Origin of the sequence: Seonamhaeicola algicola (assembly GCF_007997385.1) — a bacterium.
Classification (GTDB): domain Bacteria; phylum Bacteroidota; class Bacteroidia; order Flavobacteriales; family Flavobacteriaceae; genus Seonamhaeicola; species Seonamhaeicola algicola.
Window position 1 is genome coordinate 643,188 of sequence record NZ_VOSC01000012.1, and the last position, 22,635, is coordinate 665,822.

Sequence of the window (22,635 nt, forward strand, 5' to 3'; positions counted from 1 at the left end):
TAATTTATATGATAGAAAAGAAAGATGTAGCTTTAGAAAAAGCTGTTTTAATAGGAATTATTACTAAAGATCAAGACGAAGTTCAATCTAAAGAATATTTAGATGAGTTAGAGTTTTTAACCTACACAGCAGGCGGAGAGGTTGTAAAACGCTTCACACAAAAAATGGAAAAACCAGACTCTAGAACTTTTATTGGTTCTGGTAAAATGGAAGATGTACGCCAATTTATTGATGAACACCACGTAGGAACGGCTATTTTTGATGATGAACTATCTGCCGCACAAGAGCGCAACATAAGCAAAATACTTAACGTAAAAGTATTAGATAGAACCAATTTAATATTAGATATTTTTGCACAACGTGCCCAAACAAGTTATGCACGTACCCAAGTAGAATTGGCGCAATGCGAATATTTATTACCAAGATTACGTGGTATGTGGACGCACCTTGAACGCCAAAAAGGAGGTATTGGAATGCGCGGACCCGGTGAAACCGAAATTGAAACCGATAGGCGTATTGTACGCGATAAAATAGCACTGCTTAAACAACGCATAAAAACCATTGATAAACAAATGGCTGTACAGCGTGGTAACCGTGGAAAAATGGTGCGTGTGGCATTGGTTGGTTATACAAACGTTGGCAAATCTACACTTATGAATGTAGTAAGCAAAAGCGAAGTTTTTGCCGAAAATAAATTATTTGCTACCCTTGATACTACGGTACGTAAAGTGGTTATACAAAACTTACCTTTTTTATTAAGTGATACGGTTGGTTTTATTAGAAAATTACCAACGCAATTGGTTGAGAGTTTTAAAAGTACTTTAGATGAAGTGAGAGAAGCCGATTTGTTATTACATGTAGTTGACATTTCGCACCCTAATTTTGAAGAACACATTGCTTCGGTTAATAAAATTTTAGGCGAAATTGATAGTAGTGATAAACCTACTATTATGGTATTTAATAAAATTGATGCTTACAAGCCTGAGCCTATTGATGAAGACGACTTAGAAACTGAACGTACCAAAGCTAATTACACACTAGAAGAGTGGAAAAAAACGTGGATGAACAAAATAGGTAATAATGCTTTGTTTATTTCGGCGTTAAATAAAAAGAATTTAGATGATTTTAAAAAGCGTGTGTATGATGAGGTTAGAGAAATTCACGTAACACGCTTTCCGTATAACAACTTTTTGTATCCAGATTATAACGAATTTGATGTAGATGATGCATAAAAAACCCTTAAAACACCATATAAACCTAAAATTATTAAAACAAAAATGGGTAAAATGGCTGTTAGTTTTTGGGGCTAGCATTTTTGTATTCTTTTTAAGCATTTATTTATGTACACTTTGGGGTGTTTTTGGTAAACTTCCTACCACCCAAGATTTAAAAACTATTGAGCAAGCACAGGCTACACAATTACTAGATTGTAATGGTAAACTTATAGGTAAATATTATATTTATGATAGGCAACCATTACCGTTTAATGCCTTTCCAAAACACCTTATTAATGCTTTAATTGCTACCGAAGATGTGCGTTTTTATGAACACAATGGTGTAGATAATGTGAGCCTATTAAGGGTGTTTTTTAAAAATATTTTATTGGGTAATAAATCGGCAGGTGGTGGTAGCACCATAACGTTGCAATTGGCAAAAAATCTTTATGGAAGAAAACAGTATGCTATGTTTAGTATGCTTATAAATAAGTTTAAAGAATCTATTGTAGCCAAACGCATTGAACGTGTATATTCAAAAGAAGATATACTTACCATGTATTTAAATACGGTGCCATTTCCAGATAATACCTATGGTGTTGAAAGTGCAGCGCAAAAGTTTTTTAATAAAGCGGCTAAACATTTAACAGTTGAAGAGGCAGCCACATTAGTTGGTACATTAAAAGCTACCAGCTACTACAACCCACGCAAACATTTAGAGCAAAGTAAAAGCCGCCGGAATATAGTTTTGCAGCAAATGGAAAAGTATAGTTACTTAACTGAAGTAGCAACCGACTCTTTAAGTAATTTACCTCTAACATTACATTATAAATCATTTAATCATGATGTTGGTTTAGCGCCTTATTTTAGAGCGGCAATTAAAAAAGAAGTTTTAACAATTTTAGATACTTTAAAGAATAAAGATGGCGAACATTATAATTTGTATAAAGATGGTTTAATAGTGCATACCACGTTAGATTCTACTATGCAAGCTATGGCAGAATCTGCTATGAAAATGCATCTTAAAAAACTTCAAAAAACACATGAAAGTGCTTTTGGTAAACTGGCCCCATGGCTATCAAATTCAAAATTAATTCAATCTGAAATAAAAAAACTAGCACGTTATAAAACTTTAAAAGAAGCAGGTTTAACAACACAACAAATTTCAGATTCTTTAGCTGTAAAACAACCCATTGAGCTGTTTAGTTGGGAAGGTGATACTGTTAGAAATGTATCAATTATTGATAGTTTAAAACATTATTTGAAATTTTTAAATACGGGTATGTTATCCATAGAACCTTCAACAGGTGCTATAAAAACATATGTTGGTGGTATAGATTATAGGTTTTTTAAGTACGACCATGTATCGCAAAGCGAACGCCAAATAGGTTCAACATTTAAACCTTTTGTTTATACGGCTGCTATTGAAAACGGTATGAAACCATGCACTTATTTTCCATTATCAGCTGTAACATATACTAATTTTGATGACTGGACACCTACAAATTCAGGTAATAAAAATGAAGATCCTTACATAAATTACAATCTTGAAAAGGCATTAAGTAATTCTGTAAACACCATAGCGGTTAAAGTATTTAATGAGGTTGGTATACCAAAGGTTATTACCCAAGCCAAAAAGCTTGGAATTACAAAAGATTTACCAGAAGAACCTTCATTAGCATTAGGCGTTGCCGAAATTAATTTAAAAGAGCTAACTGGTGTTTACGCTAGTTATGTTAATAATAGCCTACCTGTAAAACCCTATGCTATTACTAAAATTACCGATAAAAACGGACGTGTTATAATTGATTTTAAACCCGAAGTTTCAAGTGAAAAAGCTTATAGTGATTACACAAGGCAAATCATGCTAGAAATTATGAAAACTACCGTAAATTATGGTACTGCCTCTAGGTTGCGTAATGTTTACGGTTTGCAAAATGCCATTGCCGGAAAAACAGGTACTACACAAAATAATAAAGATGGATGGTTTGTTGCTTTAACACCAAAATTAGTTACTGTTACTTGGGTAGGAAATGATAATCATGCTATAGGTTTTAAAACTACCAGTATTGGTCAAGGCGCCAATTCAGCACTGCCTATTTTTGCTAACTTTTATAAACAATTGAATGCCAATTCTAAATTTAATACTATAACTAAAAGTATGTTTGAAAAACCAAAAGCACAGGTTTTACAGGATTTAGATTGTGAACCCGAGAAAAGAGATGGTTTTTTAAAGCGATTATTTAAAGGAAAAAAACAAAAGAAAAAGAAGTTTGATGTTAATTAAGCTAATTAAAATAATCAGTTTTCTTTTTTAAACATATTACTTACATTATTTAAAACATCACCTTTTACTAACCAAGAAATGCCAAAAGGAATGATGGCTGTGGTTTCAAAAACAAACACATAATAATCTGTAAAGCCAATATGTATATTCAGTTTTTCAAAAATTATTAAAACAATAATTAGTGTAATAGATAACCACACTAAGTTACCACATATTTTATAAATTTTGTTGTTAATGTCATTAGTGCTTCGGGTAAATTTGTATTTAGACATCCACCCCATTGTAAACATAAAAATGCCAGCAGCTACTAAATGAATGGTGTTTTTAAAGTCGTTATTATGCCCTAGCAAAGGGAAATTTTCATCTCTGCAAATAATATCAACTGAAGCGCTTAAACTACCCTTACAACATGTTGGAATAAATACAACTACTAAAGCAGCAATACCACCAATATTGGTAAGCACATCGTCACTAATTTTTTCAGAATTTGTATCAAAAGTATAGCCTTTATATGATAGTAAAAACAAGCCAAAAGCTGATAGAATTATAATAAAAATAAGCGATGGCAATGGTTTGTAGTAATAATGACTTATTGAAGCTAATAGTTCACCTTCAGTAAAATAAAGTAAAAAAGGAAGAAATAAACCTAAAAAACCAATAAGTTTTCTAATTCTGTAATCAGCAATTTTTAGGTCTTCGTTTTGGGGTTTCAATGTTTAGTACTTTATCAAATGAATAGTTTAAAATTAAAAAAACCTCTTAACTAATTAAGAGGTTTTTGGTTAATTTATTTAAAATGTTTTAAAACTTGTAGCTTAAACCAAGTGTCCAGTAAGTTTGTAAATCGTTATCAACATCATCAAAACCAGTTGCTGTTGCAGGGTCTTGTGCTAAAGCATAGTTTAATGCCTCTTGTTTGTTGTTACGTAAACCAAAATCAAAACCAACACCAATCATTTTCCAAAGTGTGTAGCTAAATGAGTTTGTCCACGTCCAGTTTGATAAATCGCTAGATTTGTAACTTTGGAAAGCCGATAGGTTTGTTTTAAAGTTTATAGCACCAAGTTGCCTTGTGTAGTCTGCTACTATTTTAGCACCCATAGATGAATCAAAAACAGCATCATTATCAGCAAATACAAAGTTGTAGTTTAATGGATGAATTACTACTATTAAGTTTTCAATAGGCGTCCAAGTAGCACCAACACCAACATCTAAATAACCAGGGTCATTAAAATTGTTTAAAAGTGTTGTTCTGTATTCAAGTAAACCTGAAACTGCTAAAGTTTTAGTAAGATTTCTACCGTAAAGCGATGAAAGGTTAAAAACATCAGTAGTTGGTTCAAAACTATCATCGGCATCAGTACCGTTGTCTTTGTCATCTAACTTTACCCAAGCTAAATTGGTGTTTAAAGCGTTTCTCCAGAAAAATTTCTCTTCAATTAAGTTAGCAAATGCGTTAAAAGTAAAACCAATATTACCAGAGTTGTTGTTGGGTTTATCTTGTGCGTACCAATTGTTAAAACCAGATAAACTTCCGCCAATGGTACCAAATGCTCCTGTTCTCCACCCTGGAAGGGCATCAATTTTAGCTTGAATAGCATTTGCTTCGGCTTGTGCTTTGTCAGCTATAGCTTGTTTTTCAGCTTTTTGTGCTTTTAATTCTTCCTTGGTTTGTGCGTTAATGGAAATAACTCCTAAAAACAACATACCTAATACTAGTACTTTTTTCATGTAACGTAATTTTGTTTTGTTTATGCAAATATACGTGTTAGACCCAAGTTTTGGTTTAGGTCACAGAAAAATATTACTTTTTTTTGTAAAGTGGTACAGCAGAACATGCCTCACCATACATAATAGATTTAGCTACAGGTTTTAGTTTGCTAATAGCCATTAAATAAGCGTTTTGTGGTACTGGTTTATTGGTGCAGCCTTTTATAATAACGGGTGCATTTTTGTATTTTGAAGTGTCAAGATTATTAATAATATCTTGATAAATAACTGTTTCTAAGGTGTTTAAATTTCCTACTACTATTTTTTTAGCATAGGGTTCTAAGTTTACAGTTAAAAGCATGTATGCCCAACCAGGTATTATGGCATCAGTACTACAGGTTAAGGCTACATAGGTGTTTTGGTATTGCTCCCAATTGTGGTTTTTAACCTGTTCTCTAAAGTCTTTTTCGCGTAGAACGAAACCTTCAAAAAGCCAATCTTTAATATCAAAAACAATGCGTGCTCCTTTAGGATAAAAATCCTCAAGATCAAAAGTTATTAATTTGCTATTAGCAACACGATTTACTATTTCGTTGGCCATTGTAAATATTTAAAAGTTTAGTGTTTTAACGTAAATTATAACATTCCTAACTCTAATTTGGCTTCTTCGCTCATTAGGTCTTGGCTCCAAGGTGGATCAAAAGTTATTTCAACTTCACAATTATTAACATCGTTTAAAGACTTTACCTTTTCTTCAACCTCTAGTGGCAATGTTTCGGCAACAGGGCAGTTTGGTGTGGTAAGGGTCATTAAAATTTTAACGTCGTAATCTTCGTTTACAAAAACGTCATAAATTAATCCTAATTCGTAAATATCTACCGGAATTTCAGGGTCATAAATAGTTTTTAAAACATTAACTATTTTTTCGCCTAAAGCATTTGTATCTATTGTTGAGTCACTCATAAAGCATATTCTTTTACCGTTTCCACGAAAGCGGAAAACCTTATTGTTAATATAAATCCTACTTTGGCAGGAAATTCAAAATACAATTATTTTAATTGTGTTTGGTACGCAATGGCGTACATTTTTAGTTGTTTTACCATACTAACCAAACCGTTTGCTCGGGTAGGCGATAGGTGTTCTTTTAGTCCAATTTTATCAATAAAACTGGTGTCTGCATCAATAATATCTTTTGGATGCTGATTTGAAAATGCTCTAATTAAAATAGCAATTATACCTTTTGTAATTATGGCATCACTATCGGCTGTGAAAACTAGTTTATCATCATCCATTTCGGCATGTACCCAAACTTTACTTTGGCAACCTTTAATAATATTATTATCGGTTTTATATTGGTGGTTAATTAAGGGTAATTCTTTCCCTAAATCAATCATATATTGGTAACGTTCTTCCCAATCTTCAAACATTGAGAATTCGTCTATTATTTCATTTTGAATATCTTCAATCGTCACGGTGTCAAATTTTAAACAAAAATACAACAAGAAAAATTGCTATTCAATGTTTTGTGCTATTGATAAGATTTCTTTAACAACTTTTGCAATTTTTGGATGCGGATTTTCATGGTCAAACGGTTGTGTTTCATACGTTTCACCATTTAAAGTAATGGTTAGTTTAGCAAGCGCTGCACCATCAAATTGATGTTTTTTACTTGGTGGCTGTAATGTATCTAGTGTTTTTAAATCTATGCTATCAATTAAATTTTTAAGGGTTTCCCATTTAGATTTAGTATAACGCTTTTTTTCACCTTCTGCTTCACGCGTAGTGCTAATTTTGGCAAAATTATTATCAATTTTAATTTGTTTAAAGTAACCTCTTGATGTTTGCGTGTATTCAAAATTAATACTAGGTTTAACGTTATTTACTACAGCTTCAAGTATTGTTTCAGTATTATTAAAAAGTATTAAACTATCGTTTTTTACAGTTATTTTGTTGGCACCTTGCAATGCCCTTAAAATGTTTTTTTCTAAGGTGTTTTTGTGGGGTGCACACATTTTTCGTGTGGTTGCTAATGGGCCTAATTTTATGGTTTCATTATCTGTTTTATAGTTGCCAAAAAAATTATTACAGCCTGCAAAACCAGATACTTGTTTGGTTTTAGTATTAAATTCTATAAATAAACAATGCGTAGTTACATTGTTGCCATTTACAGTTTTTATAGTGTATTTATTTTGAAGTGTGATGTTTTGATAGGTGTTTTTTTCTGAAATATTTAAAACCGTTTCTGTTTTTGGTGTTCCGCATTTTAACACAAAAATGCTGAAAATTATTAGCGTATATTTCATTTATATTACTTTGAATTTACTAACTAATTTACAAAAAACATACCGCAAATTTATGAGGTTGATTTTCATTAATTAAAATACTTCAGAATTAAAAAATCTTTTTGGCTGTTTTAAGATGTTAAGACAACATCATTTTAGCTTTTTTTATCCCTTCTGCCAAAATATCAATTTCAGCTTTGGTATTATAAAATGCAAACGAAGCACGCACTGTGCCTGGTATTTTATAAAAATCCATGATGGGTTGCGCGCAATGGTGGCCTGTTCGTACAGCAATTCCTAATTTGTCTAAAATGGAGCCCACATCATACGGGTGAATACCTTCTAAATTAAACGATAATACAGATGTTTTTTGTTTTGAAGTACCATAAATTTTCAAGCCTTCAATATCTAAAAGTTTTTTAGTAGCGTACTGCAATAAGTCATTTTCATAATTTGCAATAGCTTCAAAACCAATACTGTTCATGTAATCAATGGCAGTACCAAAAACAATACCACCAGCAATGTTTGGTGTGCCGGCTTCAAATTTATGTGGTAAATCGGCGTATGTGGTTTTTTCAAAAGTAACTTCGGCAATCATTTCGCCACCACCTTGGTATGGCGGCAGTTTTTTTAACCAAGCTTCTTTACCATAAAGCATACCAACCCCGGTTGGACCACACATTTTATGAGCAGATGTTACATAAAAATCTACATTTAAAGCTTGAACATCTGGTTTTAAATGTGGGCATGCTTGAGCGCCATCAATTAAAACGGCGGCACCAACAGCGTGTGCTTTTTCTATAATTGTTTCAATGGGGTTTATAGTACCCAAAGCGTTTGAAATATGGTTACAAAAAACCAATTTTGTATTTTTTGATAGTAGTTTGTCATACGCGGTCATTACCAATTCACCTTCATTATTCATTGGAATAACGTTTAGTGTGGCACCGGTACGCTCGCACAACATTTGCCAAGGTACAATATTACTGTGATGCTCTAAAGCTGAAACAATAATGTTATCGCCTTTTTTTAATGACGAAGAAAAACCATTGGCTACTAAGTTAATACTATGTGTTGTGCCTGATGTAAATATGATTTCATGAGAAAATTTAGCATTAAAATGTGCTTGTATTTTTTTTCGGGATTCCTCATACAAATCTGTAGCTTCCTGACTTAGAGTGTGAACACCACGATGAATATTTGCGTTGTAGTTTGAATAATAATTTACAATAGCATTTATTACTTGTTGTGGTGTTTGCGAGGTAGCAGCATTATCAAAATATACTAAAGGTTTTCCGTTTACTTTACGTGAAAGTATTGGAAAATCTTTTCTTATGTTTTCAACGTTTAACATGGTTGTTTTTTAGCCCCGATAGAAACGGCATCCTTTTTTGTTTTGGGTAAAAACCTTATAAATTGGCTTTTAGATAGCACAAAACAAAAAAGATACAGTGGATAGCGGGAATTAGCTACTAATAAAAATTTTATACTGAAATTACTCAGTATTACAAATCGAAACCAATATTAACACCCAATTGGTTTGCTATAATTTTAGTAATGCGTTGTTTTAGTTCTGGTATTTTAACTGAGCTTAAAACGTTATTACTAAATGCATACATTAGTAATGCTTTGGCTTCTTTTTCTGGTATACCGCGAGAACGCATGTAAAACAATGCACTTTCATCTAACTGGCCAATGGTACAACCGTGTGAGCATTTTACATCATCTGCAAAAATTTCTAGTTGTGGTTTGGTATTTATTGTTGCTTTATCGCTTACTAAAATATTATTATTGGCTTGAAAAGCGTTTGTTTTTTGGGCTTCTTTTTCAACAACTACTTTGCCGTTGAATACGCCTGTGGCACTATCTGAAAATATACCTTTATAATCTTGATGACTTTCGCAGTTTGGCTCAATGTGGTGTACAAGGGTATTGTGGTCTACGTGTTGTTTGTTGCCAATAATGGTAACGCCTTTTAGTGTTGAGTCTATACGTTCGCCTTCTTGATAGAAATTAAGGTTATTACGTGTTAATTTACCACCAAAAGAGAAGGTGTGTACAGAGGCAAAACTTTCTTGTTTTTGTTTTATGAAGGTGTTATCAATTAATGATGCGTTTTGCACATCGTTTTGTATTTTATAATAATCTACAATAGCGCGTTTTTTGGCAAAAATTTCGGTAACACTGTTGGTTAAAACCGGGTTGCTTGTTAGGCTTTGATGGCGCTCAATAATTTGCACGTGTGCATTTTCTTCAACAACAATTAAGTTACGTGGTTGTAGCATGCTTGCGCACTCTAAACCTGTTGAAAAATGTATAATTTGAATAGGCTTATCGGCTATTTTGTTTTTTGGTATGTGTATGTAGGCGCCTTCTTTAGAAAATGCTGTGTTTAATGATGATAAGCCATCTGTAGTGGCTGCTTTATTAAAGTAATTTTCAATTACTAACCTGTATTTTGGTTTTGTTAATGCGGCAGACATAAGGCAAACATCAATACCATCATGCGTGGTTGCAGATAGGTGCGATGAGTATTTGCCATCTACAAATACAATTTTATAAGTGTCTATATCATGAATGAAATACTTTTTTACATCCTTATAATCTAAAGCGTCTTCTTTTTTTGGAAAAACGCTGTAGTCTTCTTTTAAAATTTTGTTTAAAGATGTGTATTTCCAAGCTTCATCTTTTTTTGTTGGAAAGCCTTTGGTTTCAAAGGTTTTTATAGCTTCGTTACGAACATCGTTAACGTAGGCGTTACCTTCGGTTTGGTTTTCAAAAACTATGAAAGATGATAATAATTTGTCTTTTAAATCCATTCTTTTAAGTTGAAATGTTTAAACGTTTAAAAGCAAAAAGGTGATGTTAACTTTAAACCTTGCAAACTTTTTACTTTTAACTTAGAGTTGGTTATGCCATCTCTTGTTTAATCCAATCGTATCCTTTTTCTTCAAGTTCGTGAGCCAGTTCTTTAGTGCCCGATTTTACTATTTTACCGTTATGTAAAACGTGTACAAAATCTGGTACAATATAATCTAACAAGCGCTGGTAGTGCGTAATTACAATTACAGCATTGTCTTTGCTTTTTAGTTTGTTTACGCCGTTTGCAACAATACGAAGCGCATCAATATCTAAACCAGAGTCTGTTTCATCAAGAATAGCTAGTTTAGGTTCTAACATAGCCATTTGAAAAATTTCATTACGCTTTTTTTCACCACCCGAGAAGCCTTCGTTTAAAGAGCGCGATAAAAATTTACGGTCTATTTCTAATAAATCAGATTTTTCGCGGATTAGTTTTAGCATGTCTTTTGCAGGCATGTCTTCTAAACCTTTAGCTTTACGTGTTTCGTTAATTGCTGTTTTTATAAAGTTTGTTACCGATACACCTGGGATTTCTACAGGATACTGAAATGATAGAAATATACCTTTATGAGCGCGTTCTTCGGCTGCTAATTCTTCAATATCTTCACCATCAAAAATTATGCTTCCTTCAGATACTTCGTATTCTTCTTTTCCTGCAATTACTGATGAAAGCGTACTTTTACCAGAACCATTAGGTCCCATAATAGCATGTACTTCGCCTGGTTTTACTTCTAGATTTATACCTTTTAAAATGCTTTTATCTTCAACACTTGCGTGTAGGTTTTCTATCTTTAACATATGTATTGGCTTCGTTTTTTTGTAATATTTTAATTTGAAATTATTGGTTTAACCAACGCTTCCTTCTAAACTTATTTCTAATAATTTTTGTGCTTCAACAGCAAACTCCATTGGTAATTTATTTAATACTTCTTTACTAAAACCGTTTACTATTAGTGCAATGGCTTTTTCAGTATCTATACCACGTTGGTTACAATAAAATATTTGGTCTTCACCAATTTTACTTGTAGTAGCTTCGTGCTCTATTTGTGCTGTTTTGTTTTTTGCTTCAATGTAAGGGAAGGTGTGTGCACCACACTCGTTGCCCATTAATAAACTATCACATTGAGAAAAGTTACGTGCGTTTTCAGCTCTGGAGTGAATTTGCACCAATCCGCGGTATGAGTTTTGCGATTTTCCTGCTGAAATACCTTTTGATATAATGGTTGACTTGGTGTTTTTTCCAAGGTGAATCATTTTTGTTCCGGTATCAGCTTGTTGGTAATTATTGGTTACAGCTATAGAATAAAATTCGCCCACAGAATTATCACCTTTTAATACACACGATGGGTATTTCCAAGTTACTGCAGAACCAGTTTCTACTTGTGTCCATGAAATTTTTGCATTGGTTTCGCACAGGCCTCTTTTGGTTACAAAATTGTAAACACCACCTTTACCTTCGGCATTTCCAGGAAACCAGTTTTGTACTGTAGAGTATTTTATTTCGGCATCATCAAGTGCAATTAGCTCAACAACAGCTGCGTGTAATTGGTTTTCGTCTCTGCTTGGTGCTGTACAACCCTCAAGATAACTTACGTAGCTGCCTTGATCAGCAATTACTAATGTGCGCTCAAATTGGCCTGTTCCTGCTTGGTTTATACGGAAATATGTTGATAGTTCCATAGGGCATCTTACGCCTTTTGGTATGTAGCAAAAACTACCATCACTAAAAACAGCACTGTTTAATGCGGCATAAAAATTATCTTTTTGTGGCACTACAGTGCCAATATATTTTTTTACAAGGTCTGGATGTTTTTTTATGGCTTCAGAAATACTCATAAAAATAATACCTTGTTCTGCAAGTGTTTCTTTAAAGGTTGTTGCTACTGAAACAGAATCAACAACTACATCCATAGCCACACCTGCTAATTTTTTTTGCTCGTCTAATGAAATACCAAGTTTATCAAAAGTTGCCAGTAATTCAGGGTCAACTTCATCTAAACTATCATATTTTGGTTTACTGTTTGGTGCAGAATAATATGAAATGGCTTGAAAATCTGGTTTTTCATAGTTTACATTTGCCCATTCAGGTTCAGTCATGCTTTCCCAAACACGAAATGCTTCTAAGCGCCATTCAGTCATCCATTCTGGTTCTTCTTTCTTTTTTGAAATAGCGCGTACAATGTCTTCGTTTAAACCATTAGGAAACGTTTCAGATTCTATGTCTGTATAGAAACCATATTCGTATTCTTTGGTTTTTAATTCTTCTCTTAAATCGTCCTCTGTATATTTGCTCATTGTTCGAGTTTAATTTTTTTAAAAGTCTTCTTTTGTGAAGATTTATATAGGCTTACAGTGAAAATGATTCACCACAACCGCAAGTTCTGTTGGCATTGGGGTTATTAAAAACAAAACCTGTACCATTTAAACCGCCCGAGTATTCTAGTGTTGTACCAATTAAGTACAAAAAGCTTTTTTTGTCTACAATAATTTTTACACCGTTGTCTTCAAAAACTTTATCATCTTCTTGTTGCTGTTTATCAAACTTTAAATCGTATGATAACCCTGAGCAACCACCACTTTTAACTCCAACGCGAACAAAATCTGTAGTAGCGTTATAACCGTCTTCAGTCATAAGCTCTATCACTTTTTTCTTTGCTGTTTCTGAAACTTTAATCATACCTTTTGTGTTTAGATTTGCTCTAAATTGACTGCAAATATACAATATAAGTCAGCGATAACCATGTTACCTAACATTATATTAATAAATGTTCTAATAAGTTTTTCTTATATAGGTAAAATGATGTTTTTTTATGACTTTTTCTGAAGTTTTCGCAACAGGAACAATATCGCCATGTGTGTTGTATGTAAAGTGCTGTTTACAATTTTTACATATAAGGTGAGGCGAATCATCTACACGGAAAAAATTATGCCCATAGGCATAACAATATAAGTTTGCTGTAGATTTGTGCTTCATTCTGAGGGATTAAACCTCCAAAATAAAAAAATGATTAAAATTTTTGCTGCGTAAAAACCGTACTTTACTAAAAAATGTAATTTTTATTAGAAAAATTAGTTTTTTATAAAGTCAAAATCAGTTAACGTTAGTAAAAAAGCTTTTAAATTGGCTTTGTCTTCATTGGTAAGTTGTACGCCTCCTTGGGCAATTTTTTTCATTAATGGATCAATGGTTGATGAGTTTTTTAAACCTTCGCTGTAGTGGTTTATTACTTCTTCTAATGTTGAAAATCTGCCATCATGCATATATGGTGCTGTGAAAGCTAAATTTCTAATGGATGGTGTTTTGAATTTTCCGTTATCAGCAGGATCACCCGTTATGGCTCCCAAACCTAAATCTGTAAATTCACTATCTAAGCCATTATTGTGAAAAAGATTATCTGTCCATAACGGATTGTTTTCAGTGCCATGACAATGAAAACAATCGCCTCTGTTTTCATCCATAAAAACGTTAAATCCGTTTTGTTCTTGAGGCGTTAAAGTAGTTAAACCCAAAAGAAATTTATCAAATTTTGAAGTGGCTGAAATTAAAGTACGCTCAAATTGGGCAATGGCTTTTGTAACTAAAGTAGAATCTATTTTTGAGGTTCCGAAGGCTTGTTTGAATAATTCTGGATATTCAGGGTGACTGTTTAAGCTTTGTTCAACGTTTTGCCAAGTGTTTCCCATTTCGTTAACATCAATAACTGGCTGAATTGCTTGGTGTTCTAAACTAAAAACACTGCCGTCCCAAAAGAATTTTTCATCATAATTCCACGCAAGGTTAAAAAGAGGCATGGCATTACGTTTGCTTAAAGTTTGGTTAACGCCATTGCTAAAGCGGTTACTATCGGTAAAAGCATTTTGTGGTAAGTGGCAATTGGCACAAGCAATAGTGTTGTTTATTGATAAAATAGGATCAAAAAATAGTTTTTTACCCAAAGCAATGCCTTCTTTGGTTTGTTGGTTATCAATTGGTATTACAGGGTTTAGTATTCTGGCCTCAAACAATTGGGGTATTTCCAAAGGGCTTGGTGTAGGTGTATAGCTATCAACGGTTTCGGTGTTGCACGCTAATAAAACCAAAAACAGTAAAGTAGCAATATGTGGAAACTTTGCATTCAAAAAAAAATTAGTTTATTGATTTTAAGTTGAATACACTTTGTCCGTTATCAAACATCATAATTTGTGCATTAGTATTGGGCATTAACGTTTGGTGTAGTTGGTTTAAATTCCATGTGTGTGGGTTTTTAAACCATTCGGCAATATTCATTTCAATATTAAAAGTAGTATTATCTGAAATTGAAACAGGTCCTAAATTTACTTTTATAAAAGTGTCTTTAGGAAATGTTGGTGTATCGCCAGAGGCATCAACAGCTCTAATGGCATGAAAGTTATAACCAATAGTTTCATCACTTTCATTTTTAAATTTTCCGTCTAGTTGCATGTAATGGTAGCCGCCACCAAGCATTTCTGGGACACCAAAAATTGCGGTGTTTAAATCTTCATAAGCAGCGCTTATATTTTTTTCATTTTTGAAACCAAATATAAAAGACATATTATTATAATTGCCAGTTAATATGGGTGCTGTTGGTGCAAAAGTTAAATTTTTATTATTAGTTACATCAACTAAATTATGAGCGTTTATTACAATAAGCTCGCCGTTTGATGTTTCTAAAGTCACATCAGATATTACATAGCGCAAGCGTTCAATCTTTAATTGTTCACCGTTTTTGGTGGTGAATTTAAAGGTGTTAAAATCTGCATTTGTTACAGGAACACCATCCCAAGTGTGCGAAAAATTCAAGGTTATATTTTTGCTTTCTATTGTTTCTTCAGAATCAGTACATGATAGTACTGTTAATATAATGAGTAATGTGAAAATTATTTTTTTCATTTTTTTTGAAATTATTTCAGTCTGAAAATTAAAAGGTCTGTAAAGCCTTGGTTTGTTATGTTGAAATTTGAACTGCTAGATTCGCCAACGGCAATTACCTCGCCATTGGTTAATTCAATGGCGCTGTAAGCTAAATCTACATTGCTGCCACCAACGGTTTGTTGCCATACTAAATTGCCGTTACTATTGAGTTTTACAATCCAAGCATCATTTTGTCCGTTGTTTTTTAAAACATCATTATTGCTGCTTCTGGTATTTCCTGCAATTAAAAAACCATTATCTGCAGTTTTTGAAATAGCGCGTGCAGCATCAAAGTTGTTGCCGCCAATAGTTTTTTCCCAAAGTAATTGCCCGTTTGTATTAATTTTTATAATCCATAAATCTGCAGCACCGTTGTTTTTTGTAATATCAATATCATTACTTCGTGTATCACCAACAATAATAAAATTGCCGTCGGATATTTGGGTAATGGCTCTGGCCTCATCAATTTGCGAACCTCCAAACGATTTTTCCCATATAAAATCACCATTTTCAGATATTTTAACTACCCAAAAATCATAGGTGCCTTTATTGTTTTTCACATCAAAATCAAAACTATCAGAAGAGCCAACAAGTATAAAGTCATTGGTGTTGGTTTGTGTAATGTCGTAAGGTGTATCGGTAAATGTGCCGCCAAAATATTTGCTCCATTGTAGGTTGCCGTTAGCATCAAGTTTTATAGCCCAATAATCGCCACCGGCATGTCTTTTTGCAGAAAGTTTTGTATTACCCTGTCCGTTTGAGGCAGAAACATCTAAAACTCCTGTAATTAAAAAGCCATTATCATTGGTTTGAATTAAAGATGTGCCAGTATCGGCACCAGAAAACCCAAACGATTTCTCCCAAATAATATCACCAGAGCTGTTGGTTTTTATCATCCAAAAATCATCAAAGCCGTTGTTGTTTGAAACATCTAAATCATTGCTTTTACTAGCGCCTAAAATAGCAAAACCACCATCATGGGTTTCAATGATGCAATTTCCACGATCATCATTGGTGCCTCCATAGTTTTTTTGCCATTGTAACTTGTGTTGATTGTTAAATTTTAGTAGCCAATAATCAAATGAGTTGTTTGTTTTTGAGGTAACATTACCATCGGTACTTTGCGTGTAGCCTAAAACTGCATAACCACCATCTTGGGTTTGAGTAACTGAGCGAGCGCTTTCGTTTTTAGAGCCACCTAAAGTTGTAATTATCACGCTTTCAGTTGGGGTGCTTATACTATTTTCTGAATTGTTTTCTTCTGAACAGTTAAAAACAAAAATTAGAAAAAAAATGTAAGTGTAGTATGTTTTTGAGGCTTGAAACATTTTGATTAGGTTCCAGATTTTCTAACTATAAAAAGGCCGTTAGTGCCATCGCTAATAATTATGTTACCGCTTGGTAAATATGGGTAAACTGTCCAAGCGCCATCAAAACCTGTGTTGTCATCATCAGGGTAGGTGTCAAAAAAACCAATTTCTGTAAATGATTTATTGTTTATTGCTGAAATATCTAAAACACGCATGCCAGCATTGTAGTTGGCAAGAAAGAAATTGTTGTTTAAAGTATACCCGTTGTGGTCTATAGCAGTTGTGGGGCCAAAGTAATCAAAGTGTACTAGTGGGTTATCTAAATCTGTAAAATCAAAAATAATAGTTTTGGTATTAATTCCAAGTCTTAGTTCATCAAGTTCGTCACCTAAAATAAAATAGGTCATATCTGAAGTAAACCAACCTTGGTGTGCATATCTAACATTATTGTAAGTTATTTTAGAAATAATGGTGGGGTTGTTTTTATCGGTTACATTAGCAATAACCACTTCGTTTTCGTTACTGCCAATTAAAATTTCATCACCAAAATAATCGGCATCTGGCCCGTTGTAAGTTACAACTTGGGCGTCGTGTGAGTAGCCTCCAGCGCCAAAACCGCCTTCCATAACGGGGTTTTTAGGGTCTTGAATATTTATAAAAATAGGGCCGCCAGCAAATGCGTTGCTTCTGTTGCCTCCAACAATGTAAGCGTAACCGCTAGTTTCATTAATAACTATATTGTGAGCTCTACCAAAACCTGTAAAATGTGTGTCGGCAGTAAAAGTTTCAGGCGGATTGCTTACGTTTCGTAGTCTGGTTAAATCAAAAACTTGCATACCGTGGCTATCTTCACCCACATTATTATCAGCTACAATAAAAGCGTGGTTGTTGTACACTTTAACATCACGCCAAGGGCTTGCAATGGTTGCAGTTGGTAATTTGCCTAAATATAAAGGGTTTAATGCATCGGTAATGTCTACAAAGGCTACGCCGTTATCGGTACACATAAGTGCATATTCTTTGTTGGTTTCAGTATCAACCCAACCCCAAGAGTCATTACCTGCGTTAGCATTAAAAACACTTAGCGGTAAATTGGCCATTAAATCATAATCATTACATGGGTAAATATCCGCAAAACCATTAGTGCATGCCGCTAAAACTTCAGTGTTTGTGTTAGTATCATTATTTATGGGTAAATTATTATCTCTTTCACAAGCAAATAAAAACGAAAAAATACCTGCTATAATTGCAAAATATTTGAAAGTTATCTTCTTTTTATAGTAAATCATGCTGCTGCATTTTATTTTAAAAACGTTTTAATTGCTGTTATTATTTTCAACATAATTAAAACTATTTGTAAAGTAACAAATTTAACCTAATAAAACTATTATTTTTGCATTATGATAGAGGATAAAAATCAACAAAGAACACAGTTAAGTGATTTAGGTGAGTTTGGACTTATTGATCATTTAACTAAAAATTTTAAGGTAAAGCAAACATCTACTATTAAAAGTATTGGTGATGATGCAGCAGTGTTAAATTTTAAAAATAATAATGTTGTTGTTTCAACAGATTTGCTAGTTGAAGGTGTGCATTTTGATTTAAGCTACATGCCGCTTAAGCATTTAGGTTATAAAGCTGTAATAGTAAACTTGTCAGATATTTATGCAATGAATGCAACGGCTACTCAAGTAACAGTTTCAATTGCGGTATCAAACAGGTTTCCGTTGGAGGCTTTAGAAGCTGTTTATGCAGGTATTGAAACTGCTGCTAAAATTTATAATGTTGATGTTGTTGGTGGCGATACTACTTCAAGCAAAACAGGTTTGCTAATATCAGTAACTGCCATTGGTGAAGTTGAACCAAGTAATGAAGTTTACAGAAACGGTGCAAAGCCTAATGATTTGTTAGTTGTTTCGGGTGATTTAGGTGGTGCTTACATGGGTTTACAGGTACTTGAAAGAGAAAAAGAAGTTTATAAAGTGAACCCTAATAATCAGCCAGATTTAGAACCTTATACTTATATTGTTGAGCGCCAATTAAAGCCTGAAGCACGAAAGGATGTTGTAAAACTTTTAAGCGATTTAAAAGTAAAACCAACTGCAATGATTGATGTTAGTGATGGTTTATCATCAGAAATTTTACATTTATGTAAACAAAGTAATGTTGGTTGCGATTTGTATGAAAATAAAATTCCTCTAGATCCGCAAGTTATTTCTACTTGCGAAGAATTTAATATTGATAGCACTACTGTTGCTTTAAATGGTGGTGAAGATTATGAGTTGCTATTTACTATTTCGCAAGAAGATTACCCGAAAATAAAGGCAAATCCTAGTTTAACGGTTATTGGTTTTATGAGAGAAAAAGAGGCAGGCGTACACCTTGTTACCAGAGCGGAAACAAAAGTTGAAATTAAAGCCCAAGGTTGGAAAAATTTTAATGCCTAAACACAAGTAACTCTGGGTGAAGTTTTTGGTATTTTAATTGACGGCGATAATGAATATTTTCTAAAACCCTATTTATATCTTTATACTTAGGTGTTAGCTCTGTTAAATTACCACTGCCGCTTGTTGTATATTCTTTTCCGCAGTTTTTACAGGTGTATTCTTTTACGTGAAATGTTATATTTTTACTAACTCTTAAATCGTGTCCAAATACTTTGCAATGAAGGTGTTTCATAAAATTTTAGCTATTAAAAAATCTGTGCTTGGGGAAGACTTCTTAAAAGTAAAAAATCACGATAAAAAATATTAATGAAATGTTAATAAATCGATGAAAGTGTATTTTTTCTCTTTAAACGTTGAGTTTTTGATAAATGAATCTTTTCTAAAATAGAGTTAATTTCTTTAAACTTAGGTGTTAGTTCAATTAAGTTGCCGTTGCTATTGGTGGTTAGCTGTTTTTTACAATGTGAACAGGTGTACTCTTTAACGTGGTAAGTTACGTGTTTTGTTATTTGGTAATCATGACCAAAAATAGAGCAGTACACTTTGGGTAGTAAAGCTGTTTTTTTAATATTTTCATTCATGGTAATTGGGGTTATGAATATAAACCTACAAAAAAAATATTAAATATCGACAAATAGTTAATTATTTTCGATGAAATGCATTATATTCGCTAAACAAGCACTTTCATTTTCAATAAAACTCATGTGTCCGCCATCTAAAACTACAACATTTACATTAGTGTCTTTAGTTTGAGAAATTAGGTTATTGTAATTCAAAATAGGATCGTTTTTTCCAATAATCATCATCTTTTTATAAGGCGAAAAATGAAGTAAAACTTCGCGGTCTTCACGTATTTTCATGCCTTCTAAAGCAGCAACAATACCTTGTAAAGGTGTTTTTTGGCAGTCTTTTATAAGTTGTTTTATTTGAGTTGCAAATTTTTTATGATTTTCTGGTATAAATAAATTTGAAACAGCATGCCTTATAAATGTTTTGTGATTTTGTTTAACGGCAATAATACCGCGCGCTCTGTTTTGTTTTTTTTCGGGAGTATCTGCACTTGCTGTAGAGTTAAGTAAACATAAACCTTTTACATTATCTGGGTTTTTTTCGGCAAAAGCCAAAGCCACATAACCACCCATTGAATGGCCAATAAATGTAGATTTTCTAATTCTTAAATGTTTTAGTACGGCTTCAACAGCTTCAGCCATGAGTTCCATGGTGTGAATATAGCCTAAACATTCGGTGTTGCCATGGCCTAATAAATCTATACAAACAACTCTGTTTTTTTTAGCTAGTTTTGGTACAAATGTGTCCCAAATTTTTGAACTTTCTAAAAACCCATGAAGTAAAACAATGGCGCTACCTTTGCCTGTTTCGGTATAAAAAATGTTTATGCCTTTGTGCTTTAAAATCATCTCTCAATAAATTAGCGGCAAAGGTAAAATACATTGTTTTAAATGCCTTAAGTTTTTACCCTTTTTATGGCAGCAAAGGCTTTGTCTACATATTCATCTTCTACCAAAATTGTAAACTCGTTTGTTGTTGAAAGTACTTCGTAAAGTACAATGCCTTCCCAGGCTAATCGTTTGAAGAAATGATAATATAGTCCGGCAATTTTAGAGTTGTCTTGCGGCAGGTTAATGCTAATAGCAGACAAGCCGCTTTGTACGGCTAAAAATGTTTCATTGTTAAGATTGGTTTCAACAAAATCTTTTAAACTACTTGAAATTATAATGTTGCTTTCATGAATACCTCTTGTAAACGTATAAAAAAGCTTGTTTTCTTCGTTTATACGTTCTAAAATTTTTGAGTGATTATCAATTAGAGTATCAGAGTTTTTTACTGTAAAATCTGTTAAGTTTGAGCGCACCGTTATATCTCCTAAGTTTTTAATAACACGTTTCATTTTAACCGAATTACTTAATGCTGGTGGCGGACTGTAACGCCTTAAAGCCATCATAATAGCCCCTGGTTTTACATCTTTTTTAAGCATTTTGCTTATAGGTTCTGTTAATTCTACAGCTAGGGCGCTATAGTTAATTATGTTTCTAGATAAAGCTTCTTCTAAGTAAGGTTGTGTAATTAAAATATCTTCAACACAGTTTGATACGGTCTTCATGTTAACTATTTAACAATTTGTGTAAAAGTAAACATTTTTTTATAAAAATAAGTTTTTAGTCACTTTGTATTTTAGTTTTGTACTTCAAAATAATGAAAATGAAATAAATAGATGTTGCATCTATTACATATAATACTATAAATATGAAGGTTTTAAAATTTGGTGGTACATCGGTAGGTTCAGTTAAAAACATGAATAACGTAAAATCTATAATTACTGATGGTGATAAAAAAATAGTGGTATTATCTGCTATGTCTGGTACTACCAATGCGTTAGTAAGTATAGCTAATAAAATAGCTACCTTAAATAAGGTGGATGCTATTACAGAAATTAATAATTTACACGCCAAATATATTGATGTTGTAAATGAATTAATTACAGATAATACAATTAAAGCAAATGTTGAAGCTTATGTAGTTGAGCGTTTTGATTTCTTAAAATCATGTGCTGAAAATTCATTTACAAAAACTGTTGAAAACGAAATTTTAGCACAAGGTGAATTACTTTCTACCTTTATGTTTACTAAATTTTTACAACAAGAAGGTATTAACGCGCAATTGTTACCGGCTTTAAGTTTTATGAAAACTAACGCTGTTAAAGAACCAGCTATTGCTGCTATTAAAAAAGATTTACAGCATGTTATAGATAACACACCTGCCGCTGATATTTATATTACCCAAGGCTTTATTTGTTTAAATGCTGAAGGAAATGTATCTAACCTACAACGTGGAGGTAGTGATTATACAGCCACTATAATTGGAGCAGTTATAAATGCTGAAGAAGTGCAAATTTGGACAGATATTGATGGCATGCATAACAATGATCCTAGGTTTGTTGAAGGCACAAAACCAATATCTAATTTGTCTTTTGATGAAGCTGCGGAGTTGGCTTATTTTGGTGCTAAAATATTACACCCACAAACGGTATTGCCTGTTAGAGAAGATGGTATTCCGGTGCGATTAAAAAATACTATGGATCCTGCTGCTTTTGGTACTTTAATTAGTGGAAACCATGTTGAAAACGGTATTAAAGCTGTGGCGGCAAAAGATAATATTACTGCCATAAGAATTAAATCTGGAAGAATGCTTTTAGCACACGGTTTTTTAAGAAAAGTATTTGAAATATTTGAAACTTATGAAACATCAATTGATATGATTACAACATCGGAAGTTGCGGTGTCTTTAACTATTGATGATGATAGAAACCTTGATAAAATTGTAGCTGAGTTAGAAACGTTTTCATCTATTGAAATTGATAAAAACCAAAGTATTGTGTGTTTAGTAGGGCATTCAATTGCAGACCACCAAGATACTTTTAAGTTATTTCAAATTTTACAAGATGTAAAAATAAGGATGATTTCTTATGGTGGTAGCCGAAATAATATTTCGTTGTTAATTGATACTAAAAATAAAGTAGAAACTTTGCAAAAACTAAATGCATATTTATTTGAGTTAGTCGCCATTTAAACAACGTAAAATTTTAAACACGG

Annotated in this window: 23 protein-coding genes; 4 read left to right on the forward strand and 19 right to left on the reverse strand. The window is 32.9% G+C overall.

The genetic code is table 11. The annotated features are described in order from the left end of the window. Positions 1 to 8: 8 nt before the first annotated feature. Together hflX and FUA26_RS05200 are read left to right on the forward strand one after the other, a co-directional pair. Positions 9 to 1,232 carry a GTPase HflX gene (gene hflX / locus FUA26_RS05195; protein ID WP_147132492.1) on the forward strand — a complete coding sequence of 408 codons (1,224 nt, stop codon included), beginning with the start codon at positions 9 to 11 and terminating at the stop codon, positions 1,230 to 1,232. Further along, positions 1,222 to 3,501, forward strand: a complete 2,280-nt coding sequence (locus FUA26_RS05200) for a penicillin-binding protein 1A (protein WP_246109076.1) — start codon at positions 1,222 to 1,224, stop codon at positions 3,499 to 3,501. The genes hflX and FUA26_RS05200 overlap by 11 nt, the downstream gene beginning before the upstream one ends. Positions 3,502 to 3,515: 14 nt before the next feature. Here the strand turns inward: FUA26_RS05200 and FUA26_RS05205 are convergent, their stop codons facing one another. The 15 genes from FUA26_RS05205 to FUA26_RS05275 form a co-directional block, all read right to left on the reverse strand. Then, complete coding sequence (locus tag FUA26_RS05205) at positions 3,516 to 4,214, reverse strand: hypothetical protein (protein ID WP_147132494.1); 699 nt, start codon at positions 4,212 to 4,214, stop codon at positions 3,516 to 3,518. Between the two features lie 88 nt (positions 4,215 to 4,302). Continuing rightward, positions 4,303 to 5,232, reverse strand: a complete 930-nt coding sequence (locus tag FUA26_RS05210) for a DUF3078 domain-containing protein (protein WP_147132497.1) — start codon at positions 5,230 to 5,232, stop codon at positions 4,303 to 4,305. A gap of 73 nt (positions 5,233 to 5,305) precedes the next feature. Further along, on the reverse strand, positions 5,306 to 5,812 hold the full coding sequence (locus FUA26_RS05215; protein ID WP_147132500.1) for a DUF2480 family protein: 507 nt from the start codon (positions 5,810 to 5,812) through the stop codon (positions 5,306 to 5,308). Between the two features lie 35 nt (positions 5,813 to 5,847). Then, on the reverse strand, positions 5,848 to 6,174 hold the full coding sequence (locus tag FUA26_RS05220) for an SUF system Fe-S cluster assembly protein (RefSeq protein ID WP_147132503.1): 327 nt from the start codon (positions 6,172 to 6,174) through the stop codon (positions 5,848 to 5,850). 86 nt (positions 6,175 to 6,260) lie between these two features. After that, positions 6,261 to 6,683, reverse strand: coding sequence for a SufE family protein (locus FUA26_RS05225; protein ID WP_147132506.1), 423 nt, complete (start codon positions 6,681 to 6,683; stop codon positions 6,261 to 6,263). A 39-nt stretch (positions 6,684 to 6,722) separates the two neighbouring features. Next, positions 6,723 to 7,514: an META domain-containing protein gene (locus FUA26_RS05230; protein WP_147132509.1), complete on the reverse strand. Its 792-nt coding sequence runs from the start codon at positions 7,512 to 7,514 to the stop codon at positions 6,723 to 6,725. Positions 7,515 to 7,632: 118 nt separating this feature from the next. Further along, positions 7,633 to 8,847 carry an aminotransferase class V-fold PLP-dependent enzyme gene (locus tag FUA26_RS05235; protein ID WP_147132512.1) on the reverse strand — a complete coding sequence of 405 codons (1,215 nt, stop codon included), beginning with the start codon at positions 8,845 to 8,847 and terminating at the stop codon, positions 7,633 to 7,635. Positions 8,848 to 8,998: 151 nt separating this feature from the next. Continuing rightward, positions 8,999 to 10,312, reverse strand: coding sequence for a Fe-S cluster assembly protein SufD (gene sufD / locus FUA26_RS05240; protein WP_147132515.1), 1,314 nt, complete (start codon positions 10,310 to 10,312; stop codon positions 8,999 to 9,001). 91 nt (positions 10,313 to 10,403) lie between these two features. Continuing rightward, positions 10,404 to 11,153 (reverse strand): Fe-S cluster assembly ATPase SufC, encoded by a 750-nt coding sequence (sufC, locus tag FUA26_RS05245; RefSeq protein ID WP_147132518.1) that lies wholly within the window; start codon positions 11,151 to 11,153, stop codon positions 10,404 to 10,406. Between the two features lie 48 nt (positions 11,154 to 11,201). Then, positions 11,202 to 12,650: a Fe-S cluster assembly protein SufB gene (sufB, locus tag FUA26_RS05250; protein WP_147132521.1), complete on the reverse strand. Its 1,449-nt coding sequence runs from the start codon at positions 12,648 to 12,650 to the stop codon at positions 11,202 to 11,204. Between the two features lie 52 nt (positions 12,651 to 12,702). Then, positions 12,703 to 13,032, reverse strand: a complete 330-nt coding sequence (locus tag FUA26_RS05255) for a HesB/IscA family protein (protein WP_147132524.1) — start codon at positions 13,030 to 13,032, stop codon at positions 12,703 to 12,705. 392 nt (positions 13,033 to 13,424) lie between these two features. Further along, on the reverse strand, positions 13,425 to 14,474 hold the full coding sequence (locus FUA26_RS05260; RefSeq protein ID WP_246109077.1) for a cytochrome-c peroxidase: 1,050 nt from the start codon (positions 14,472 to 14,474) through the stop codon (positions 13,425 to 13,427). A 7-nt stretch (positions 14,475 to 14,481) separates the two neighbouring features. Then, positions 14,482 to 15,246, reverse strand: a complete 765-nt coding sequence (locus FUA26_RS05265; RefSeq protein ID WP_147132527.1) for an MbnP family protein — start codon at positions 15,244 to 15,246, stop codon at positions 14,482 to 14,484. Positions 15,247 to 15,257: 11 nt separating this feature from the next. Further along, the gene (locus FUA26_RS05270; RefSeq protein ID WP_147132530.1) at positions 15,258 to 16,595 is read right to left on the reverse strand and encodes a hypothetical protein; all 1,338 of its coding nucleotides are present in this window, start codon (positions 16,593 to 16,595) and stop codon (positions 15,258 to 15,260) included. 5 nt (positions 16,596 to 16,600) lie between these two features. Continuing rightward, positions 16,601 to 17,866, reverse strand: a complete 1,266-nt coding sequence (locus FUA26_RS05275; RefSeq protein WP_147132533.1) for a choice-of-anchor B family protein — start codon at positions 17,864 to 17,866, stop codon at positions 16,601 to 16,603. Positions 17,867 to 17,977: 111 nt separating this feature from the next. Here FUA26_RS05275 and thiL point away from each other — a divergent pair, with 111 nt between their 5' ends. Continuing rightward, positions 17,978 to 19,024 (forward strand): thiamine-phosphate kinase, encoded by a 1,047-nt coding sequence (gene thiL, locus FUA26_RS05280; RefSeq protein WP_147132536.1) that lies wholly within the window; start codon positions 17,978 to 17,980, stop codon positions 19,022 to 19,024. Here the strand turns inward: thiL and FUA26_RS05285 are convergent. The 4 genes from FUA26_RS05285 to FUA26_RS05300 all read right to left on the reverse strand — a co-directional run bounded on the left by FUA26_RS05285 (position 19,014) and on the right by FUA26_RS05300 (position 21,146). Continuing rightward, positions 19,014 to 19,256 (reverse strand): hypothetical protein, encoded by a 243-nt coding sequence (locus FUA26_RS05285; protein ID WP_147132539.1) that lies wholly within the window; start codon positions 19,254 to 19,256, stop codon positions 19,014 to 19,016. The two genes, thiL and FUA26_RS05285, sit on opposite strands and share 11 nt — an antisense overlap. Before the next feature lie 82 nt (positions 19,257 to 19,338). Next, on the reverse strand, positions 19,339 to 19,605 hold the full coding sequence (locus FUA26_RS05290; protein ID WP_147132542.1) for a hypothetical protein: 267 nt from the start codon (positions 19,603 to 19,605) through the stop codon (positions 19,339 to 19,341). 57 nt (positions 19,606 to 19,662) lie between these two features. Then, positions 19,663 to 20,442, reverse strand: coding sequence for an alpha/beta hydrolase (locus FUA26_RS05295; protein ID WP_147132545.1), 780 nt, complete (start codon positions 20,440 to 20,442; stop codon positions 19,663 to 19,665). 47 nt (positions 20,443 to 20,489) lie between these two features. After that, complete coding sequence (locus FUA26_RS05300; RefSeq protein ID WP_147132548.1) at positions 20,490 to 21,146, reverse strand: hypothetical protein; 657 nt, start codon at positions 21,144 to 21,146, stop codon at positions 20,490 to 20,492. A gap of 143 nt (positions 21,147 to 21,289) precedes the next feature. Here FUA26_RS05300 and FUA26_RS05305 point away from each other — a divergent pair, with 143 nt between their 5' ends. After that, positions 21,290 to 22,612 carry an aspartate kinase gene (locus FUA26_RS05305; RefSeq protein ID WP_147132551.1) on the forward strand — a complete coding sequence of 441 codons (1,323 nt, stop codon included), beginning with the start codon at positions 21,290 to 21,292 and terminating at the stop codon, positions 22,610 to 22,612. The last annotated feature ends 23 nt before the right edge of the window (positions 22,613 to 22,635 follow it).

What these genes read in the sequence shown, in the direction of transcription:
- hflX (WP_147132492.1), top strand. Translation starts at nt 9, where the DNA reads ATGATAGAAAAGAAAGATGTAGCTTTAGAAAAAGCTGTTTTAATAGGA.
- FUA26_RS05200 (WP_246109076.1), top strand. Translation starts at nt 1,222, where the DNA reads ATGATGCATAAAAAACCCTTAAAACACCATATAAACCTAAAATTATTA.
- FUA26_RS05210 (WP_147132497.1), bottom strand. Translation starts at nt 5,232, where the DNA reads ATGAAAAAAGTACTAGTATTAGGTATGTTGTTTTTAGGAGTTATTTCC.
- FUA26_RS05215 (WP_147132500.1), bottom strand. Translation starts at nt 5,812, where the DNA reads ATGGCCAACGAAATAGTAAATCGTGTTGCTAATAGCAAATTAATAACT.
- FUA26_RS05220 (WP_147132503.1), bottom strand. Translation starts at nt 6,174, where the DNA reads ATGAGTGACTCAACAATAGATACAAATGCTTTAGGCGAAAAAATAGTT.
- FUA26_RS05230 (WP_147132509.1), bottom strand. Translation starts at nt 7,514, where the DNA reads ATGAAATATACGCTAATAATTTTCAGCATTTTTGTGTTAAAATGCGGA.
- FUA26_RS05235 (WP_147132512.1), bottom strand. Translation starts at nt 8,847, where the DNA reads ATGTTAAACGTTGAAAACATAAGAAAAGATTTTCCAATACTTTCACGT.
- sufD (WP_147132515.1), bottom strand. Translation starts at nt 10,312, where the DNA reads ATGGATTTAAAAGACAAATTATTATCATCTTTCATAGTTTTTGAAAAC.
- sufC (WP_147132518.1), bottom strand. Translation starts at nt 11,153, where the DNA reads ATGTTAAAGATAGAAAACCTACACGCAAGTGTTGAAGATAAAAGCATT.
- sufB (WP_147132521.1), bottom strand. Translation starts at nt 12,650, where the DNA reads ATGAGCAAATATACAGAGGACGATTTAAGAGAAGAATTAAAAACCAAA.
- FUA26_RS05255 (WP_147132524.1), bottom strand. Translation starts at nt 13,032, where the DNA reads ATGATTAAAGTTTCAGAAACAGCAAAGAAAAAAGTGATAGAGCTTATG.
- FUA26_RS05265 (WP_147132527.1), bottom strand. Translation starts at nt 15,246, where the DNA reads ATGAAAAAAATAATTTTCACATTACTCATTATATTAACAGTACTATCA.
- FUA26_RS05270 (WP_147132530.1), bottom strand. Translation starts at nt 16,595, where the DNA reads ATGTTTCAAGCCTCAAAAACATACTACACTTACATTTTTTTTCTAATT.
- FUA26_RS05275 (WP_147132533.1), bottom strand. Translation starts at nt 17,866, where the DNA reads ATGATTTACTATAAAAAGAAGATAACTTTCAAATATTTTGCAATTATA.
- thiL (WP_147132536.1), top strand. Translation starts at nt 17,978, where the DNA reads ATGATAGAGGATAAAAATCAACAAAGAACACAGTTAAGTGATTTAGGT.
- FUA26_RS05285 (WP_147132539.1), bottom strand. Translation starts at nt 19,256, where the DNA reads ATGAAACACCTTCATTGCAAAGTATTTGGACACGATTTAAGAGTTAGT.
- FUA26_RS05290 (WP_147132542.1), bottom strand. Translation starts at nt 19,605, where the DNA reads ATGAATGAAAATATTAAAAAAACAGCTTTACTACCCAAAGTGTACTGC.
- FUA26_RS05295 (WP_147132545.1), bottom strand. Translation starts at nt 20,442, where the DNA reads ATGATTTTAAAGCACAAAGGCATAAACATTTTTTATACCGAAACAGGC.
- FUA26_RS05300 (WP_147132548.1), bottom strand. Translation starts at nt 21,146, where the DNA reads ATGAAGACCGTATCAAACTGTGTTGAAGATATTTTAATTACACAACCT.
- FUA26_RS05305 (WP_147132551.1), top strand. Translation starts at nt 21,290, where the DNA reads ATGAAGGTTTTAAAATTTGGTGGTACATCGGTAGGTTCAGTTAAAAAC.